Origin of the sequence: Thermoflexibacter ruber, assembly GCF_900113045.1 — a bacterium.
Classification (GTDB): domain Bacteria; phylum Bacteroidota; class Bacteroidia; order Cytophagales; family Thermoflexibacteraceae; genus Thermoflexibacter; species Thermoflexibacter ruber.
Genome location: NZ_FONY01000002.1, coordinates 45,852 through 66,885, shown reverse-complemented (window position 1 = coordinate 66,885; position 21,034 = coordinate 45,852). Strand labels below are relative to the sequence as shown.

The 21,034-nt window shown below is 38.6% G+C and carries 12 protein-coding genes and 1 riboswitch; of the genes, 5 read left to right on the top strand and 7 right to left on the bottom strand.

The window, feature by feature from the left end; translation table 11 throughout:
- Positions 1 to 71: 71 nt before the first annotated feature.
- Positions 72 to 239 (bottom strand): hypothetical protein, encoded by a 168-nt coding sequence (locus BM141_RS22740; protein WP_177217226.1) that lies wholly within the window; start codon positions 237 to 239, stop codon positions 72 to 74.
- 346 nt (positions 240 to 585) lie between these two features.
- On the opposite strand from BM141_RS22740, the gene fahA reads away from it, so the two are divergent.
- Positions 586 to 1,872: a fumarylacetoacetase gene (gene fahA, locus BM141_RS01330; protein WP_091538708.1), complete on the top strand. Its 1,287-nt coding sequence runs from the start codon at positions 586 to 588 to the stop codon at positions 1,870 to 1,872.
- 23 nt (positions 1,873 to 1,895) lie between these two features.
- On the opposite strand, the gene BM141_RS01325 is transcribed toward fahA, so the two are convergent.
- Both BM141_RS01325 and BM141_RS01320 read right to left on the bottom strand, forming a co-directional pair.
- Entirely contained in the window at positions 1,896 to 2,801 is a 906-nt protein-coding gene (locus BM141_RS01325; RefSeq protein ID WP_091538704.1) for a DUF58 domain-containing protein, read from the bottom strand.
- A 139-nt stretch (positions 2,802 to 2,940) separates the two neighbouring features.
- Positions 2,941 to 5,583, bottom strand: a complete 2,643-nt coding sequence (locus BM141_RS01320; protein ID WP_245763956.1) for a TonB-dependent receptor — start codon at positions 5,581 to 5,583, stop codon at positions 2,941 to 2,943.
- A gap of 137 nt (positions 5,584 to 5,720) precedes the next feature.
- Positions 5,721 to 5,820, bottom strand: a riboswitch (TPP riboswitch).
- A gap of 402 nt (positions 5,821 to 6,222) precedes the next feature.
- Between BM141_RS01320 and BM141_RS01315 the strand changes: the two genes are divergently transcribed.
- The 3 genes from BM141_RS01315 (at position 6,223) to BM141_RS01305 (ending at position 11,753) form a co-directional block, all read left to right on the top strand.
- Positions 6,223 to 10,008, top strand: coding sequence for a two-component regulator propeller domain-containing protein (locus BM141_RS01315; RefSeq protein WP_221407612.1), 3,786 nt, complete (start codon positions 6,223 to 6,225; stop codon positions 10,006 to 10,008).
- Positions 10,009 to 10,090: 82 nt separating this feature from the next.
- Complete coding sequence (locus BM141_RS01310; protein WP_091538698.1) at positions 10,091 to 11,257, top strand: hypothetical protein; 1,167 nt, start codon at positions 10,091 to 10,093, stop codon at positions 11,255 to 11,257.
- Between the two features lie 34 nt (positions 11,258 to 11,291).
- On the top strand, positions 11,292 to 11,753 hold the full coding sequence (locus BM141_RS01305) for a type I restriction enzyme HsdR N-terminal domain-containing protein (RefSeq protein ID WP_091538694.1): 462 nt from the start codon (positions 11,292 to 11,294) through the stop codon (positions 11,751 to 11,753).
- Here BM141_RS01305 and BM141_RS01300 read toward each other — a convergent pair.
- Both BM141_RS01300 and recQ read right to left on the bottom strand, forming a co-directional pair.
- Positions 11,738 to 12,388 carry an acetoacetate decarboxylase family protein gene (locus BM141_RS01300; protein ID WP_091538690.1) on the bottom strand — a complete coding sequence of 217 codons (651 nt, stop codon included), beginning with the start codon at positions 12,386 to 12,388 and terminating at the stop codon, positions 11,738 to 11,740. The genes BM141_RS01305 and BM141_RS01300 overlap by 16 nt on opposite strands.
- A 41-nt stretch (positions 12,389 to 12,429) precedes the next feature.
- Positions 12,430 to 14,577, bottom strand: coding sequence for a DNA helicase RecQ (gene recQ / locus BM141_RS01295; RefSeq protein WP_091538687.1), 2,148 nt, complete (start codon positions 14,575 to 14,577; stop codon positions 12,430 to 12,432).
- 160 nt (positions 14,578 to 14,737) lie between these two features.
- On the opposite strand from recQ, the gene BM141_RS01290 reads away from it, so the two are divergent.
- A complete protein-coding gene (locus BM141_RS01290; protein WP_091538683.1) occupies positions 14,738 to 16,171 on the top strand; it encodes an aldehyde dehydrogenase family protein in 1,434 nt (477 codons plus the stop codon).
- 114 nt (positions 16,172 to 16,285) lie between these two features.
- On the opposite strand, the gene BM141_RS01285 is transcribed toward BM141_RS01290, so the two are convergent.
- Positions 16,286 to 17,671, bottom strand: a complete 1,386-nt coding sequence (locus tag BM141_RS01285; protein ID WP_091538680.1) for a RagB/SusD family nutrient uptake outer membrane protein — start codon at positions 17,669 to 17,671, stop codon at positions 16,286 to 16,288.
- Positions 17,672 to 17,716: 45 nt separating this feature from the next.
- Positions 17,717 to 20,698 carry a SusC/RagA family TonB-linked outer membrane protein gene (locus BM141_RS01280; protein WP_091538676.1) on the bottom strand — a complete coding sequence of 994 codons (2,982 nt, stop codon included), beginning with the start codon at positions 20,696 to 20,698 and terminating at the stop codon, positions 17,717 to 17,719.
- Between the last annotated feature and the right edge of the window lie 336 nt (positions 20,699 to 21,034).

Below are 21,034 nucleotides of genomic sequence, written 5' to 3'. Positions count from 1 at the left end.
TAAACTGCAAAGTTAAACAAAAAATTTTTTTTGCTAAACTTTATTTAACTCAATTAGCTTACTTTATCATTTTACTTCTCTTCCTCAGCATCATACGCATCATAGTTGTCATAAATATCTCCTTCCTCATCTTCTATCGAGTTCATTTTGGCATCTTGTATCTCACTATTGCTATTATCCTCTGTGAGAAAGAGCAGAGGATTTTGCTTTTCCTCTGAGTTATTCATTTGTTTTTCCATAAGCTAATTTTGATTTAAGTTTAATTAGTTGTAAAGTTAGGTATGAAATTGTATGGAGTAATTTTGTAAAAATACACATTCTCACAAAAATATACTACAGGTTTTAAATATAGAAGGCTTGCTCGGTCATTTTTTGCAAACCGACAAGTTTACTTTCTCTATCGCGATTGCTTTAACATTAGTTTTTCCCAAAAAAATAGCATTTTTGCAGGTGTATTTATTTATACCCAAACAAAATTAGTTTGTGAATTTATTTGAGTGAAAAAGTATTATTATCAATTTTTTACTTCTGACAGATTTACGAAACTTGTCAGAGGTGAATATAAACCAATAAACTTCGTTTTGTATGCCAAATTTACAAGAAAAACCGCTTAAAACTTGGTTAGAAATTCCTAATGATACTGATTTTAGTATATATAACCTGCCTTATGGCATTTTTGGTTCTTCTGACAACCCTCAAAAAAGGGCTGGCATAAGAATAGGAGATTACGTCATTGATTTGAGCGCATTGGCTTATGCAGGTTTGCTTGATACCCTTGCTTTTGATATACAAGTTTTTGAAAAAGAGGCACTTAATGATTATATCAGTTTAGGGAAACATATCCACCAACAACTTAGGGCAAGGATTACAGAATTATTGCTATTGGGTAATGAAGAACTTAAAAATCAAGCAGATAAAATACTAATACCTACAAAAGAGGCTACTATGCACTTGCCTGTGCGAATAGGAGATTACACAGATTTTTACTCCAGTGAAGAACACGCTACCAATGTAGGAAAAATGTTTCGCGACCCTGCTAATGCCCTTTTGCCTAACTGGAAACATCTGCCCGTAGGTTATCATGGAAGAGCATCCTCGATTGTAGTTTCTGGTACGGCTTTTCATCGCCCTTGGGGGCAGATAAAACCTGCTGACCAAAATATGCCTTTGTTTAAACCCTCTCAAATGCTTGATTTTGAGTTGGAAATGGCTTTTATTATCGGAAAATCTACTCCATTAGGGCAAAGAATAAGCACCTCAGAAGCAGAGGATTATATTTTTGGTTTGGTACTTTTTAACGATTGGTCTGCTCGCGATATTCAATCTTGGGAATACGTACCTCTGGGTCCTTTTTTGGGTAAAAACTTTGCTTCTTCTATCTCCCCTTGGATTGTTCCCTTAGAGACATTAGAGCCGTTTAGGATTGAATCTCCCAAGCAAAGCCCCGAGGTACTGCCGTATTTGAAGTTTGAAGGACAAAAAAACTATGATATTCACTTAGAAGTAGCTATCCAAGCTCAAAATAGCCAAGAAAAAATAGTCTGTCAGTCCAATTTTAGATACTTGTATTGGAATATGTGCCAACAGTTAGCCCACCATACCGTCAATGGTTGCAATGTAAACGTTGGGGATATATGTGCTTCTGGGACGATTAGTGGTAAGGAAAAAGAAAGTTTCGGTTCTATGCTCGAGCTTACTTGGCGAGGCGCAAACCCTATTCCTATGCCTGACGGAACAGAACGCAAATTTCTCCATGATTACGATACGGTCATTATGCGTGGCTATGCCCAAAAAGACCATATCAGAGTAGGTTTTGGGGAGGTAAGTGGGCAGGTACTTCCTGCTACTGAATATGTTGGATTGCCAAAATAAGTATAAAAAATGATGCATTAATCTTACTTCATTTTTTGTCTTTTGATTAAGTAAGGCAAAAGAATTTGGTCTATACTTTTACCGATGTCTGCCTCTATGAAGTCTATTTTGTACTGACCACACCTGAGTTTAAGGCGTTGGAATTTATTGACAATGTTTTCTTTGTAATATTCTTTGATTTGGTTAGGGTGGATTTTTACCTTTTCATTGGTTTCTAAGTCTATAAATTCGTAAGGTCGCTCAGCAAACTCAAAGTTGAGTTCTGTTTTTTCATCTACGACATGGAAAAGCAGTACTTCGTGCTGATTGTGTTTGAGGTGCTGCAAAGCAGAAAATAATTCTTCTTGTTGTGAAGTATTCTCCAGCATATCACTAAAAATAATTACCAAAGAACGCTTATGAATTTTATCAGCAATTTGATGAATTACCTGAGCGGCAGAGGTTTTTTTGTATTGAGGTACTTGCTCAAACAGTTGTTGGAGTTTGACAAAGAGATTATGGATATGCGAAGGAGTAGATTTGACAGGCGACTGCCATTCTATCTCTTCGGAAAAAGTCGAGATTCCTACTGCATCTCTTTGTTTTTGAAGCATATAAGCAAGGCAAGCTGCCGCCATGATACTGAAGCGAATTTTGCCATACGTTTTTTCAGGATAATACATAGAAGATGAGTTGTCTATAAGAATCTGACATCTTAGGTTGGTTTCCTCCTCGTAGCGTTTGGTATAGAGGCGGTCAGTTTTGGCATACACTTTCCAATCTATATGACGAGTGCTTTCGCCTGTATTGTAGAGGCGATGTTCCGCAAACTCCACAGAAAAGCCATGATAAGGGGACTTATGCAAACCCGTGATGAAACCTTCCACCATTTGCTTAGCAAGCATTTCTATATTGCTGTATTCTTTGACTTTGCTTAAATCAATGGGCATCGGACTTAAAATAATAGTGTGAAAAACAAATTTACAGGAATATTTGAATAAAAAATGCTTTTATGAATCTTTAACGTATGAGGCTGGAGAATAGGGTATCTAAACTGATAAAAGTCTGATACCCTATTACTGTAACTTATCAGAATCTCAAACTCAACTGCATCAAGAAGTTAAACCCTGCTTGGGGATAATAATAATTCTGGCGAATAGTTTGATTCTCATAGATGTAGCCAAAGGTATAGCCATTGGACTCATACAAAGTATTAAAAATATTATTCAGTAAGACAGCTATCCCTACATTTTTAGCAAATTTTGGCATATCAAAATTGTAAGACAAGCGAATATCGTTAGTAAAATAAGGATTTAGCTTCCTGCTTTCATTCTGCGTATTGTCCAAATATTGTCTGCCTACATACTTGCTCAAAATTGCCACATTAAAATCTCTGAACAGGTTGATATTCAGACTTGAACCAGCAATCACCGAAGGAGAAAAGGCAATGTCTGTATTTGAGTAAGCAATTTTTTCCTGCTCGCCTGTATCGTAATTATCCAAAAACTCATTGAAGTTTTGGATTTTATTACGGCTCAAAGTCATATTCGCTTCCCATTTTACTTTGTCTGCTATCTGCCAGCCCCCTACCAATTCTATGCCCATGCGGTAACTTTTATCTATGTTACTGCGAATATACGCCCCTACGTCATTGATTTGCCCCGTCAGCACCAGCTGATTTTTGTAGTTCATGTAATAATAGTTAGCTGTAAATGAGAACTTTGAGAAAGCGGCACTGTATCCCACTTCTAAGTTTTGTAAGGTTTCGTGCTTAGGACGGCTTTGTGGGGTAGATTGGGTAAAGTCATCGCGATTGGGTTCTCTATTCCCCACAGAGTAAGAAGCGTAAAATTCGTGATTATCAAGTAGGTATCTCGCACCAAACTTAGGATTAAAGAAAGTAAAATTAGCCGTCTGAGTAACATTCCTTTGCTCATTATCAAAGCCTAAGAAAGAATAACTAATCGTCCTTACTTGCAAATCTACAAAGCCAAATAAGTTTTCCACAAATTGATAATTAGCTTTGGCAAAGGTGTTGAAATCGGTTTTGGTAGCATCGTTGTCATAGTAGCGATGCCTGATGTTTCCATTGCTAGCAAATCTTGCCCAAATTACCTCGCCAAAATGCTTGCCTTCGTACTTGTTCCATGCTCCACCAGCTTGGAAATCTAATACAGGACTTCCCAATAAGGATTTTTCGCTCTTATAGTTCAAGAAATATGTCCAACCGTAAAAATCGTTATCTAACCAACGGCGGCGAATCAAATCTGTATTTTTAATAGTTTCAGAACCAATTTTCACCTCATCTAAACCATATCTGTTTAGTTTTTCATCTTCTCTGTACTGCTCAAAGTAGCCTCTGCCTTTGGTGTAGTGCAAAGCGGTATTGAGTTTCCAACGGCTACCAATATCCTGATTATAAATAAGTTGGTAGTGGTCTTGCTGATAGTTGTCTATTTCGTTCTCGTAGGTAAGTTCGTTGTAAGTGCGATTGCCTTGTCGCAAAATTTCCTCTGGCACACCGTTCCATGCTTGGTAGGTACGTTCCTGCCCAGAGAATACATTGGCAGTAATACTCCCCTTATTCAAATCGTAAACCCCTGAAAGATAAAAAGATTTCAAATCAGAAAAAGCCCTGTCAATGAATCCATCAGAGGTGATTTTGGACAAACGTCCCATCATTCGGAAGTTTCCAATTTTGCCTGTATTAAAAATGCCGTTGTGCTTCCAAGTATTGAAAGAACCATAAGCATTATTCATCTCTGCACTCGCTTCCGTAGAGGGTGCATCGGTAGAAATATTTACGCTTGCCCCGAAAGCACTGCCTCCATTGGTAGAAGTCCCTACGCCTCGCTGAATCTGCAAACTGCTGACACTGCTGGCAAAATCGGGCATATTCACCCAAAAAACACCTTGAGATTCCGAATCGTTGAGTGGAATTCCGTTGATAGTAACATTGATGCGCGTAGGGTCGCTTCCTCTGATTCTCATGCCTGTATAGCCCACGCCTGCCCCTGCATCAGACGTTGTAACTATGGATGGCGTAAAATTGAGCAAAATAGGCAGGTCTTGACCCAAATTTTGTTTTTGCAGTTCTTGTTTTTCTATGACTTGATTAGTAATTGGGTAATAGCGCGTGCCATAGACATACGCAGAGCCAAACTGGTCTATGTGTGTATCTACTTGCATTTTTACCTCTAAAAAAATATCCTTCTCTATGACTTTTACTATCTTTTCTTGATGCTTGAAACCTACATGAGAAAATACTAAGGTATATTCTCCTTTGGCAACTTCTAACTTGTACTTTCCTTCTGCATCTGTTACCGTGCCTTTACTTGTTCCTTTGATGAGGATATTTACAGCGGGCATACTTTGTTTATCTTCCTCTGAAATTACTTTTCCCGAAATACTAAATTGTGCATAGGCAGAGAAGGTAAAGAAAAGAAAAAATAATGCCATTAGGCATGAAATCTTTGTAATCCCTTTTTTTTCTACAAAGCGGTCGTTCCTAACGGAACTTAATACACTTTTATTCTTCCTGTTTCTATGCGTTTTCTTCGCCTTTGCGTGTGTTTTCACTCGCAAAGCTAATACATCGCTTTCTTTTCCTACAAAGCTGTCATTTCTCATGGAGAAACTATTATTTGGATTCCAACTTTCTAAGTCAGTGGTTATACGAGTTAGCAACTCGTATTCCTTTTTAGAATTGTGATTAAAAGATTTTGTCATCATTGTAATAATAATGTGAATAGTTAAATAATTGATAAATAAACTATTGGGCTATTTACAATGATGGAAGGGCGAGAGAATTAATTACGAATTAAGAATTATAAATTATGAATGTATTAAATTCATAATTTGCTAATTCATCATTTATAATTATGATGTTCCTACGGCGGCATTATCCGCATCAGGTTCTATGGGTATAATCTCAGCCTCCCATTATGGGTAGCACCCCAGTTTTGCCAATAGGCAATGGATTGGTTTTACGTAAAACTTGGTACAAAATTAGATAACATCAAATTAAAAAACAAATTTCCCTGCTATTCCCCGTAGCAAATTTGTTTTTCATTAGATAAATACGTACCTTTATTGGACTATAAAAAGAAATTTTTGCTTTTTTTTAACAACTTTTACATTTTAAGTAATATTTGTAGAGGAAATAGGCAAAGTCTTAGTAGAAAAATCGTAAACTTGTAATTCAAATTAAGAATTACCCTCAAATTTACCACCATTTACTTATGTAAGGTTTTTATTCCTTATTTCAATATTTTGAAAAGTTTTTACATTGACAAAATGATGCTTACCAGTCTTTACATTGTTCTGATTGGTTTTTTTATACATTCACTACTTTCAAAGCAAGGGTTTATTTTGCGGTTGGGGCGTTACTTTGTTTGCCTTGCTTGTTTTTTTGGATTTAGTATTTTAGTACAACAGTCCACTATTTTGGCTCAATCCTTAGAGCCACAAAAGTCCCTTACTCAATACCTTCTCCATAATTGGACTACCGAAAATGGCTTGCCCTCCAATACGCTCAATAAACTTATTCAAACTCAAGACGGCTATATTTGGGCGGCAGGGTATAACGGTTTAGTGCGGTTTGATGGTACGTATTTCACTGTTTTTAATAGACGTAATACAGCTGCTTTACTAACCAATTCTATTTCAGATTTTTATGAAACTGCTGACGGCAAACTATGGATAGGAACATCGGGAGGTGGTTTGGTACTTCATGAAAAAGATAGCTTCCGAATCTTGCAAACTAAAACTATCTTTAATTACCCAATAGAAAAAATTTTCAAAGACAATACCAATAGGCTTTGGGTCGGCACGCGAAGTGAGGGAGTATTTTCCTTTGAGGGTGGGGACTTCAAAACCTATAATGCTATTGAGCCACTTAGAGATGTTTCCGTAAAAACTATTGTTCAGGATAGTCAAGGAACTATTTGGTTTGGTACAGAGGGCAAGGGTTTAGTGCGTTTTGCTGATGAAACTTTTGACAATTTTACTACTAAAAATGGCTTAGCAGACAATGAAATTAATCACCTGACTATAGACCGCAAAAATAGGCTTTGGATAGGTACTGCCAAAGGTCTGAGCTGGCACGATGGCAAACAGTTTTATAGCCTTGCATCATTGAAAGACCTGACTATCAATAAAATTCTGATAGATAAATATGATTGCCTTTGGCTGGGAACAACCAGAGGGCTTTATCGTCTGAAGCCTAAGGAAGATAATACTTGGGAGATACAAGTGCTTTCAGAGGATAATGGCTTGCCTTACAAAGAAATCACAGATTTGATTTTTGATAAAGAGGGTAATTTGTGGATTGCGACATATCGTGGAGGGCTTTGCCGCTTACAAGACGGCAAGTTCACCAATTACACAGTCAGAGACGGTTTGAGTTCCCAGCCGATTAGTAGCGTTTGCGAATACAAAGAAGGACAGTATTTAGTGGGGACAGATGTGGGCGTAATTCATTTGATTGCAGAGAACAAAGTCTTAAATTTCCCGACTAAAAATAGCTTAAAGTCTGAGAGAATCAGGCACTTGTATAAAGATAAGCAGGGAAATATTTGGGTAAGTACGTATATAGGTTTACTTAAAATTGATGCCCAAAGTGGACAAGAAACATTACATACAGAGGCAAATCTCCTTCCTGACAAGCAGGTAAGAGTAGTTTACGAAGATAAGAAAGGTAATGTATGGATAGGAATGAAAGTAGGAGGTTTGCTTAAACTATCGCCGACTGGGGAAAGCAAAATCTACAATAAGTTAAATATTCTTCGGTCTAATTTCATTATGTCCATCACCGAAGACCAAGAGGGCAATATGGTCATTGGTACGAATGAATCAGGTTTGATGGTTATTTCCCCGGACGAAAAAGCAACTCTTATCACTACCAAAAACGGTTTATCAAGTAATACTATTTTTAATGTCTATATAGATGGAGAAAATCGCTATTGGGTAACTACCGGCGGCGGATTAAGCCTAATTATCAAAGATAAAATTATTTCTTTTACTACTAAAGACGGATTCCCAGAGGACTCCCCGATTGATATTTTGGAAGATGATATAGGCACTTTTTGGATTCCTACTTATCGTGGAATTTTGAAAATTAAGAAACAACACCTGTTAGACTTTGCTACTACCAAATCTAAAATTACTGATTATGAATATTATGGCAAGTATGACGGCATGAATAATCAAGAATGTACGGGTACAGCGAAGTCTTTGAAGTCCTCCGACGGTCGTTTGTGGTTTCCGACTTTAGGTGGTTTAGCGGTGCTTGACCCTTTGAAAATAAAAATGAATGCACTGCCCCCTCCTATAGATATATTTAAAGTAACTATTGATAACAATGAAGTTTCTCCCCGCTTCCCCGTAGTCATCATGCCCAATCAACAACGTATTACTTTTGAATATACAGCCTTGAGTTTTTCTTCTCCTGAAAAAATAAAATTTCGTTATCGCCTAAAAAACTATGACAATGACTGGATTGAGGCAGGAAATATACGACAAGCCGTTTATACAAGCCTTCCGCCGGGCAAGTATCAATTTGAGGTGATAGCGGCAAATGCAGATGGCGTTTGGAATAAAACAGGGGATATAGTGAACATAACGGTTAAGCCTCAATTTTATCAGACTAATAGCTTTTATTTTGTCGCAAGTCTATTTATTATTTTAGCAACGGTTGGCTTGTACGCTTGGAGGCTCAATGCGGTAAAGGCACGAAGCAGAGAACTGGAAGACATGGTTACACAAAGAACCATAGAAATAAGTGCGCAAAAAGAGGAAATGGAAGCCCAGAATAGACATATTGAGGAGCAGAAACAAAAACTGCAAGAGTCCTACGATGACATTAAGATAGTCAGTAAAATTGGTCAGAAAGTAACGGCTCTCCTTAACCTTAATGAATTAGTAAGTACGCTTTACGTAAGTATTAATGAAATGATGAAAGCAGAAGGATTTGGAATAGGTGTCTATAATCCACGTATGCAACGCATTGAGTTTAAAAATTATATAGAAAATAATAAGAGTTCAGAGCATTTTTTTGAAATGTCAGAAAAAGACTTTTTATCTGTGCAGTGCTTGGAAAGACGAGAACCTATTATTATCAATGATTTATTCAAGCAATATCAAAACTATATTACTGAGCCTAAGATTCGTGGAGAAAAATACCCTCAATCGGTCATTTATCTACCCTTGCTTTTTGAAAATAAACCGTTAGGGGTTATCACTGTACAAAGTTTTGAGAAAAATGCGTACGATGACCACCATGTAACCCTTTTGCAAACTTTAGCTTCTTATATTTCTATTGCGTTGGAAAATACGAATGCCTACAAAATCATACAGGAGAAAAATGAAAATATCACAGACAGTATCCGCTACGGACTAACTATTCAGCAAGCCGCCCTGCCTTCCAATGAGTCAATTAACGAGGCTTGGCACGAATATTTTGCTTTCTTTAAGCCAAGAGATATTGTTTCAGGAGATTTCTATTGGTACAAACAATCTGATGACCGTGAGCGCATTTATTGGGCAGTAGTGGATTGCACAGGACACGGGGTGCCTGGTGCGTTTATGAGTATGCTTGGTATTACTTTTCTCAATGAGATAGTAAGTGTGCAAAAAATTTACTCGCCAGCAAAAATTTTAGAGCATCTTCATAAAAATATTCGTATTGCCCTTAACCAAGCAGATGCAAAAAATACAGACGGTATGGACATCGCACTTTGTATGTTTGAGTTTACCTCTACTGCCAACAACAATCTGAAAGAAGGAGAGGCATTGATGACCTTTGCAGGCGCAAAACTGCCTGTTTACTATGTTAAAAATGGAGAGTTCAACGAAATTAGAGGAACATTAAAATCTGTAGGGGGAAGGCAAAAAGAAGAATATCGTGAGTTTGCAGAGTTCAAAGTAAAGCTATCTATGGGCGACAGCGTCTATATTTTTACTGACGGTCTTATAGACCAAAACGATGCAGAAGGCAATCGCTTTGGTAGCCAAAAGGTAAAAGAATTAATCCAAAAATACCATCACCTGCACATGAGCCAGCAGAAAAAAATATTTGGAGAAGAGTTTGACCGATACTTGCAAGGACAAGGAGTTATTCAGAGAGATGATGTTACGCTCTTAGGTGTAAGGCTTTAGATATACTTCTATTGCTATTTTGTGATTTTCTACAAAATCGCTTACCTTTGGAGTCTTTAACATAGACTTTCTAAATTTTCCCATGAATATCATAGAAGTTAGCAATAAGGCACATCAACAAGAATTTTTATTACTTCCTGTACGCCTATACAAAAATGACCCTCATTGGATTCGCCCTTTGGATAGCGATATAGAAAAAGTTTTTGACCCTAAAAAAAATAAATACTTCCAACACGGCAAAGCTATCAGGTGGATTTTGCAAAATTCTCAAGGAGATACCATTGGGAGGGTAGCGGCATTTGTCAATGAAAAAACGGTGATGAAAGATAATGAACAGCCAACAGGCGGCATGGGCTTTTTTGAGTGTATTCAAGACCAATCCGCCGCTTTTCTGCTTTTTGATACATGCAAGCAGTGGTTACAAGCTCAAGGCATGGAAGCCATGGACGGTCCGATTAACTTTGGAGAAAGGGACAACTGGTGGGGCTTATTAGTGGAAGGATTTGATGAACCTAATTATGGCATGAATTACCATTTTCCCTATTACAAAGACTTTTTCGAGGCATACGGCTTTCAACCTTATTTTAACCAATATACTTATCGCCGCATTATCCACGAACCTGTTATTCCTTTGGTAGAACATAGAGCAAATAAAATTTTTGCAGATAAAAATTATACTTTCGAACATCTGCAAATGAAATATTTAGCTAAATATGCAGAAGATTTTAGGACAATTTACAACAAAGCGTGGGTAAAGCATGCAGGAGTAAAAGAGATGTCTAAGGAGCAAGCAACCAATATCATTAAGCAAATGAAGCCCGTTTTAGACGAAACCATAGTGTATTTTGCTTATTATAAAGGTGAACCTGTTGCTTTCTACGTCCAAATTTTGGATATGAACCAAGCTTTGCGATACATGAATGGAAAAACAGATTTGCTTGGCAAACTCAAATATTTGTGGGTGCGTTACGTCAAAGGTTTTACCAGAATTATTGGGGTGGCTTTTGGTGTAGTACCTGAGCATCAAGGCAAGGGAGTAGAAATGGCGATAGTAAAAAGCTATGCAAAGGTAGCTCACGTTCCTAATTACAAGTATAAAATTATGGATATGAAGTGGATAGGGGACTTTAACCCTAAAATGATGCGGGTGGCAGAACATGTAGGGGGCAAGATACATCGCAAGCATATTACTTACAGAAAACTATTTGATGAAAGCAGACCTTTTAAGCGTTCTCCTATTATAGACTAAGCAGGAATAAAAAAGCATGGAAAAGTAGATACTTATGCTAACAAAGTTATCCTTACCCGAAGTAAAGTTTCAGACGCAAGTCAAAGATAGTAAGACTTTTATCTTTGATGTCATCAGAAAAAAATATATCATGCTTACTCCAGAGGAGTGGGTAAGGCAACATTTTGTGCATTATCTTATTGCTAACGAGTATCCTAAATCCCTCATCAATGTCGAGAGCGGGCTGCATTACAACAACTTGCAAAAAAGAAGCGATGTCATCGTATATGACAGGCAGGGAAGTCCTTTTTTGCTGATAGAATGTAAAGCAAGTTCTGTTATGCTTACTCAGCAAGCAGTCAATCAGGCTCTTATGTATAACTATGTCCTCAAATCCAAGTACTTAGCCATTACCAATGGACTTCATCATCTCTACTACAAAATCGACTACGAAAAAGGGGGGAGTGAACTTTTGAAAGAACTTCCTCCTTTTGAGATGACTTATGACAACACTTGAGCAACAGGGAATTCTAACTGGAAGTCCCTGACTTCTATGACTAAAAGAGGATTAAAAAGAGCAATGTCTGGAAAAAAGAGGCTATCTACTTTGATTTGCTCTATGCGGCACAGTCTTCCCCAGCCATTTCCTCTGGGCTTGGTGATGAGGGTTTTACCTCTTAAATCTTGGTAAAAAGTAAAAGGGAAAAGAGAAGTAGTTATCGGAAAGGCAAATCCAAAACTTTTGACTTGTATCTGAAAAAATGTATTACCTTGCAAAGAGGCTTTTACATTTTTTGTGTGTTTATCTAATGTATTTATTTCAAAATCAGCCAATTCTTTGGGTATGCCCCAATTTTCTATGCCATTGTAAACGCTCTGCGTCGTAGAAACGTAAATCTTAGAAATATGGAAGGCTTTTTTCCCAGAAAAGTCAAACATAGAGGGAATAAAAAGTAATTCTTGGTATGCTCCTACATTAGACCTGTGGTAATCTACCAGCATGACACTTCCCACTAAACCCCAATATTTCTTGAAATAATCCTCAGAAAGAAAGGCATTACTTTTTACAAAATTTTTAGTGAATCGGTAAAGGAAGATATAACCATTTCCCTGTAATTGCCAAGGAGCAGGACTTAATCGCAAATATTCCATAAAAAATATTTAAGTTGTTCATAATTAGGCAATTTATGCTTTTATTTGTTCTCATTCCTTTTCAAATAAGACAAAGCAAAGCGAATTTTGTTCATGGAGATTTCTTCTTTCAAAAACTCAAAAATTTCTTTTACCTTTTCGCCCTGCCCAAGAGCAAGATTGGCTTCTTTTACTTTGCTGATTTCTTCTAAGTTTACAAACTGAGAAATATCTATTTTATACCCATTTTCGTACAGGTAAGTCAGGTGGGAAACTATAGTCATCGGAGATAGTTTTCTTTCCTGAGCTATTTCTTCTAACTTTTTTCCTTGCCGCCACATATCAAAGCTAAGCAGATATGTTCCTCCTGTAACCTTTTCCCCTTGTTTTATTTTTTCTAAGGCAAAATCATAGACTACTTTTAAAAACTTCCTGCCATATTGTTTGTACTTCCTTTCCCCTACCCCACTGATATTTTTCATATCTGCCTCTATCAGAGGTTTTTTCTCTGCTATCTCTGTCAATGTAGCATCTGTAAAAACCAAGTAAGGCGGTATGCCTTCTGCAAGAGCTATCTCCTTGCGAAGTGCTACAAGTTGGTCAAATAATTCCTCTTTTAGCACTTGAGAAGCAGGTTTTTCTTTGACTTCTTCTTTCTTTTCTTGGTTTTTCTGCAAAATAACAGACATTTGTACTAAGTTTACCTTCCTATTTCCAAACAGCACTTGCTTGCTTGCTTCGGTAAGTTTTAGTGTATTTCCCTCGTCATAAGCTACCTCTATCAAGCCTAACTGCAAGAGTTGCAAAAGGTATTGTTGCCAATCTGCTATGCTGATGTCCTTGCCTGCTCCGTACGTTTTGATTTGGTCGTAGTTTTTTTCTATGATTTCTTTCCTTGCCGAGCCTCTCAAAATGTCTATGAGCATACTCATACCTACTTTTTCATTGGTACGAGCTACAGCAGAAAGAGCCTTTTGCGCCACTACCGTTCCGTCAAACCAAGCAGGAGGGTTGCGGCAGACATCGCAGTTATTACAGTTGTGCAGTAAATCTTCATTAAAGTAACTCAATAAAATCTTTCTTCGGCAAATCTGAGCCTCTGCAAACTGTTGCATACGCTCCAATTTCATCAACTGTACTTCTGTATTAGGATTTTGATTGGAGGTAATCATCTCCCTCAAGGTAAGCACATCTCTATAGCTATAAAACAGCAAGGTATCGCTTTTCAAGCCATCTCGTCCTGCCCTACCTATTTCTTGGTAATAACTTTCTAAGTTTTTGGGCAAGTTGTAGTGAATTACCCACCTGACATTAGACTTGTCTATGCCCATACCAAAAGCTATCGTAGCACAGATAATCTGCGTTTGGTCGTTAATGAAAGCCTCTTGGGTGAGGTTGCGCTCCTCTGCCGTCATGCCTGCGTGATAAAAAGCAGCATTAAAGCCTTCATTTTGTAGCTTTTCTGCTAAGTCTTCAGTTCCTTTGCGGCTAAGGCAGTAAATAATCCCTGATTGGCGTGGGTGGTTTCGCAAAAAACGCTGAATTAGTCCAAAGCGATTTTGAGCAGGCATCACAGTCAAACTCAAATTAGGACGGTCAAAAGAGGCTATAAAAATCTCTGGTTCATTGAGTTTCAATAGCTGCACAATATCCTTGCGGGTAAGCTTGTCCGCAGTAGCTGTTAATGCGATGATAGGAATATGCGGAAAATACTCCCTCAATGCCCCTAATTGCGTGTACTCTGGACGAAAGTCATGTCCCCAAGTAGAAACACAATGTGCCTCATCTATGGCAAACAAGCTAATCTTTAGCTTTTTCAAAAAGTTGATAAAACCAGGAGTCATGAGTTTTTCAGGAGAAACATAGAGCAGTTTGATTTCTCCTCTGTACGCCAAATTTTCTGTGATAGCCAGCTCCTGTGTATTTTGGGTACTATTTAGGAAAGAAGCAGGAATACCATTGGCTTTTAGCCCCTCTACTTGGTCTTTCATCAAGGCAATCAAAGGGGAAATCACTACACAAAGCCCTTCCATCACCATCGCAGGAATCTGAAAACACACAGACTTTCCCCCACCTGTGGGCATAAGCACTAAGGTATCTCTTTGATAGAGAACACTTTGTACGATTTCTGCTTGCATAGGACGGAAAGTATCGTATCCAAAATACTTTTTAAGTGCTTCTTTGGCTTGGGAAAGTAATGCTGCTTGCATGATTAATTTTTTAGCTATACAAAAATACACAAAGTTGAGCAACGAATTTACAGTTGTACATGTATTTTCTTTACACTTAGTTTGCGGTTTTCCTTGCTCTTGCTTAACTTAGCCACTGTTCTCAGTTTTTGTATAGAAGCATAAATAAACTAATAAAGTCATGACAACAACCGTAACCGAAAATAACGTAGATAAGATAAAAGCCGTTTTTCAAGCACAACAACAAACTGCTATTCGCCTCCGTACAAGCACTGCTTCAGAAAGAATCAGCAAGCTAAAATTGCTTTTAAGTGCTATTCAAAAGTACGAAGCCGAGTTCCAAGAAGCACTTTACCAAGACTTTAAAAAAAATAGGACGGAAACTACACTTACAGAAATAGTCCCTTTGCAGTCAGAAATTAAGCACGCTATTAGCCAAATAAAAAGGTGGATGCGTCCTCAAAGCGTTAGTAATCCTATTCATTACTTAGGCACAAGAGCCTACGTACAGTACGAACCCAAAGGCGTTTCTCTGATTATCTCGCCTTGGAACTACCCTGTTTCTTTGACCTTAAGCCCCTTAGTTTCTGCTATTGCGGCGGGCTGTACGGCTATTTTAAAGCCCTCTGAGCTTACGCCTCATACCTCAGCGGCTTTGGGGAAAATGGTAAAAGAAACTTTTGATGAAAGTGAAGTGGCTCTCTTTGAGGGAGATGTGAACGTTTCTATGGCACTGTTGGATTTGCCTTTTAACCATATTTTCTTTACAGGCAGCCCAGCTATTGGGAAAATAGTCATGCGTGCCGCCGCTAATCATCTGACCTCTGTTACCTTGGAGTTAGGAGGCAAATCGCCTGCTTTCATAGATGAAACTGCTGACTTACAGGATACTGCGGAGAAGTTGGTCTGGGGAAAATTTGTCAATAACGGACAGACTTGCATCGCTCCGGACTATTTGCTTGTCAAAGAATCAGTACAACAACCACTCATAGAACATATAGAAAAACAAATAGAAAAGGTATATAATGCAGATAAAAGAGGTATTGAAAAATCAGATTCTTACTGTAGGGTAGTTAATCAGCGACACTTTACCCGCTTGCAAAAACTCATGGAAGATGCGTTGCTCAAAGGGGCAACCATTGCTGTAGGCGGAAAAGTCAATGCAGAAGACCGATTTATAGCTCCTACTTTGCTTACTGAGGTAAAAACCGATATGGCAATCATGCAAGAAGAAATTTTCGGTCCTTTACTGCCTGTGCTTACTTACCAAAAAGTAGAGCAAGCTATTGATTTAGTCAACCGAGGGGAAAAACCTTTGGCTTTGTATGTGTTTAGCAAAAATAAAAATATGATAGAGCAGGTTATGAGCCAAACTACGGCTGGTGGTGGTTGCGTCAATGAATGTTTATTGCATATCGGACACCCCGACTTGCCATTTGGTGGAGTAAATAACAGTGGTATTGGTAAATCGCATGGACATTTCGGGTTCTTGGAGTTTTCTAATGCAAGGGCTGTACTGAAGCAAAGAGTAGGATTTACAGGTTTCAAATTGTTTTACCCTCCGTACACTGACAAGGTAAAAAATTTAGTGGATAGATTTAAAAAGTTTTTATAAATAAAATAGCCCTTTGAGGCGAAATCTCATTTATTGCAATGCTACTTTTACAATAAAAAACTTATGAGGTATAATGGATAAGCACCTCATAAGTTTTTTAAACACAAGCAATTTTTATTTTCCTTTGAACAAATCCCAATTCACTTCTGCTTGGGGTCGCTCCAACTGAGTAAATACAGAACCTCTATCCAAAGCAGTAGGAATTTCATTTAAGCGGTTGTAGCGTCTTGCATCTATCCAACGGTGTCCCCAAGGCTCGCACCATAGAGAGTAGCGACGTTGGAAAAGGATTTCATTAATCAGGGCATCGCGAGTAGTAGCTCCAGCATAAGCAGGCAAACCCGCTGCGGTGCGAATACGATTGATAGCATTCACAGCCTCTGTAGTATTTCCTGATTGCGCACTTGCTTCTGCATAAATCAGTACCAATTCCTCATTTCTAATAAATTTTACTGGACTTGTGTTAGAAGGGAATCTTCTATCTTGGAATTCCCCAGATAAAGGAATACCGTCGGTAGTTACTACCACAGGGACGTTACGTCGGAAAAATTTATTTTGTACGCGTAAATCGCCCGGGAGCGCATCTGTGATGAGAGAAGGATGCACCACAATCATAGTAGTAGTGGCAGCATTTAACACAAAAAACAAGGGATTGAATACATCAGGGGGCGCACCGTAAGTATGTGCAGGTCCCAAGTCCAAATCTCCCGTCAATGTAAAGAAAGATTCTCTTAATGCGTTCAATGCTCCTGCCCAATCTTGGCGATAGACAGCCAAACGTGCTGCAATAGCACGGTTTAGCTGACGCAAAGAGGCAATCGTGCCAAAGCCTGTACCCGTAAAACCTGCGGTTAAGCGGAAGGGGAAGTTACCTGTGCCTGCATTAGCTAAGGCTTGATTACCCTCGTCCAATACTCTTTGAATGTGGGCAAGTGCTTCTGTATAAGACACAAAAGGACCGGGATTCTGCTCGTCTTTTATGTCTATACGAATACCATTTTGGTACTGACCATTCGCCGCAATCATAAACTGATAGCCTTGTATGGTCTTTGCAAAGCCTATAATAGCATTTTTTTCCTGCTCGCTAATGCTTGAGGTATTTTGTGCAGAAGCAATTAGTACTTCCGCTTGCTTAATAGTTTGATATGGGGTAGCATAAGCCGCTCCACCTGTTGCCCCAAAGCCAAAGAAGGCGGCATCAGGTTTTCTACCACCTTGCCCAAGCCAATCAGTCTGCCAGCGAGGGTCAGAGGCATTCAAATACCAAATTTCACGACCAAAAGCTCCAAAAGCGGCAGTGATAGTGAATAGATAATCGCGATGACGAGCCTCCAATCCTGTAACTAAAGACTGTATTTGATTGCGTGTTGCGTTTTGGGAAACGCTACCCAAAGATGGGTTGTTAGGGTCGACGGCGTTTTCCAATTTAAAAAAGCTACAACTGCTCATCACATAGATAAGAGCAGGAAGCATAAATAATTTAAAAAATATCTTTTTCATATAGTTATATGTGATTTTAACTTTTCAAGAAAAACTATCTTAGGTTTAGAAATCAATGACTAAATGTCCAAAAATACGACGCTGAGTTGGATAGGGAGCAATATCTACTCCAGAAGCGATAGACTGCGCCCCGAAAGTAGAGGTTTCTGGGTCATAGCCAAAGTACTTCGTGCTTGTAAAAATGTTGTTTCCTGATACGCCTATTCTTATTCTATCTACTTTATCTTTAAATAGGTTAGACAAAACATTCTTAGGAAGTGTATAGTACAACGCTATCTCACGCAGACGCAGGTAAGAAGCATCTTGTACCCAACGACCAGCATTGTTGTAAGGAGCAGGTGGACGCTGACGACCGTTGGGAATACCGTCTCCATTGTCATCACCAAACCAACCTGGGGTAGTACCTCCAGAGTCAGTCAAAAAGGCAGTTAAGTTGATATTGTCCCCACCTTGCTTTAAGTGCCAGAGCATAGTAAACTGGAAGTTCTTTAAGAAATTGACCTCGTTGAACCAAGACATTTGGAAGTCTGGTTGACTATTTCCCCAAACAGTAAATACCCCAGGAGAAATTTGCGGTGTACCAACGATTGTATTAGGGGAAACTCCTTCTTGGATAAGGAAAGTACCTAAGGCTGTACCAAAAGCACCTGTGGTATAAGTAGGGATACCCAGCCTACTTGTAAGCAATCTATTATTCCAATACATCAAGCGAGTAAACCAACGAATATTGTCCTTTTGCACGGGTGTACCACCTAAAGACACTTCCCAGCCTTTGTTAGAAAGCTCAGCCAAATTACTTGGAGTGCTGGAGATACCTACAGAAGGCGAAAGCGTCAAGTTTTGAATATTATTCTTAGTTTTCTTATCATAATAAGTTGCTTCTATGACTACTCTATTGTCAAATAAACCTAAGTCTAAGCCAAACTCCAGTTCTGTAGCTCTTTCAGGTAAGATATTAGTATTCCCTGCTATTGTAGAAACGGTAGAGCCAAGCAAGCCACCAATGTTTGCCGCATTCAAGGCAGTGAAGGTTCTACCAAAATCAGGCAGACCTGCGGTTTCTCCATACGCTACTCTTGGTTTTACTTGATTGACTACGCTCTTAAATTTCCAAAAATCAAAGTTGGCTACATTGACAGCTAAGGAAGCCTTAGGGAAAGCATAGAACTTATCCGCATTTCCATTCAAGGTAGATTTGTCCCATCGCACCCCTACTGTAGCAATTACTTTGTCGTTCCAGTTGGCTTCTTGTTGTGCAAAAACGCCTACGTCTTTAGCAAAAACGCCGAAGTCCTGTATAATTTCCTGTACTGTCCCTTGACGTAAATTTTTCTGTCCAGGTGCCAAACCGCGAGAACGGTTGAGCAAGCTATTTTCTCGGAAGTTTAGTCGCACTGTACCTACTTGGGAGTTGAAGTTTACTTGCCCTACATTAAAGTTGTAGGTAAGTGCCAGTTGGAGGTTGGTATTTAAGTTTTCGGTTTTACCTACAAGTGCATCGCCGGGATTAGCTTGTCCTACTTGGAACTGCAAATCTTCGGGAAGATAGACCAAAGTAGAGTTTTGTGTAAAGTCTAATCCCCCTTGGGCGATAAATCTCAATAGTGAATTATCTGTTTTTAATAAGTTAGCAGTGAGGTTGAATGATTGTATGAAGCGATGTACCTTAGAATTGTTAATACCTTTGTCCGTTACTGCAACAGGGTTTTCTGAGAAATAAGGATTAATAGGATATACGCCTGCTTCATTAGGGAAAAGATTGAAGTAGTTAGGAACGTAAGCGATGTTATAACCAATACTTGCGCCTGTATTGTTTTGATTACCAGTAAAGCCTCTGTCTGTTTCTGAGTTGATGTAATTTGAACTTACATTCAATTTGATACCCTCAGTAAGTTTGTGGTCTATATTGGCACGTAGAGAACGGCGTTTGAAGCCTGTACGACGAATAATGCCGTCTTCGTCTGTCAAAGCACCTGAGATAAAGAAAGTAGTCTTATCATTTCCGCCAGAGATGTTCAAGCGTGTATTGCTCAAGAGTGCTGTGTTGTCGTAGAAATATTTTTCGTAGTCATAAGTCCTGCCTGCGGATTGGCGGAAGCGTTCTATTTCTATGGCTTGACGAGCAGCAGGGAAGAAGGTTCTAATCTTCTCTTCGCTCCAATTATCTACTCCCAATAATCTTTGAGGTCTGGCAAAGCCCAAGTCCTGCTCAAATGATATTTTAGACTTACCTGCTTTTCCTCTTTTAGTAGTAATGATGATTACCCCTGCATTGGCACGCGTACCGTAGATAGCCGCCGCAGAAGGTCCTTTCAATACTTCTATGGATTCTATATCATTAGGGTTAATATCTGCCAAGCGGTTAGGGGCATCATCTTGGTTAGAAGCACCCGCTTGGGTTACTGTAGCTCTACCGCTTCGATTAGTTGCGTTGTTGATATATACCCCATCTACTATGTAAAGCGGTTGGGAAGCACCTACCAGAGAAGCAATCCCTCTTAACTGCACGGAAACCCCGCCACCAGGCGCACCACCATTGGTATTGATGTTTACCCCTGTGAGTTTGCCGTAAAGAGCATTATCTACGGTTTGGATTTGAGTAGTCCCGATGAGTTCTTTGGCTGAAACAGTAGAAACCGCATTGGCAAGATTACTACGCTTAATGTCTGATGCCAAACCGGTTACAACCACCTCCTCGAGCTTCGTAACATCTTCTACCAATATAATTTCTACATTGGTTTTAGAGGGAGAAACTTCCACATTTTGAGAAAGATAGCCAATAAAAGTAAATACCAAAGTAGCCTTATCATTGTTATTGATAGCTATTTGGAAGTTACCAAGTGCATCGGTAATAGCTCCAGTATTGGTGCCTTTCACGATGATGTTTACGCCGGGAAGAGCAGTTTTCGATGCCTCATCTCTCACCGTACCCTTGACGGTGTACTGCGCCCAAGACACTCCAGAAATGAGGAGCAGTAAGCACAATGCACCCAAGACTTTGAAGTAATTTGAGTAATTGTTTTTCATAAATTAGTAATTTTTGTAAGAGTGATTTAAAAGGGAAAACTAATTTAATTAAAGAAAGTTGTAAAATAATTTAACACTTTTTTAATCTAAATGTGATAAATTTTAATAGGAGAGAGCTTTTTAAAATAGAAAATGCTTCTGCAAAGCCTTATTTTTCTGTAATATTAGGGATACAATAGGGTGATGCTCATAGGTAGGATAGTATGGTTACGTAACGATGTTTTAATACGACTGGTTTTTTAAAAGATAGATAGTATCACAAGTAAAATTTCAAATAGGAAAGTGTTTGAATTTATTTTGCTGTGATTACCTTTCAAATCGAGGTCTTTTAAAACG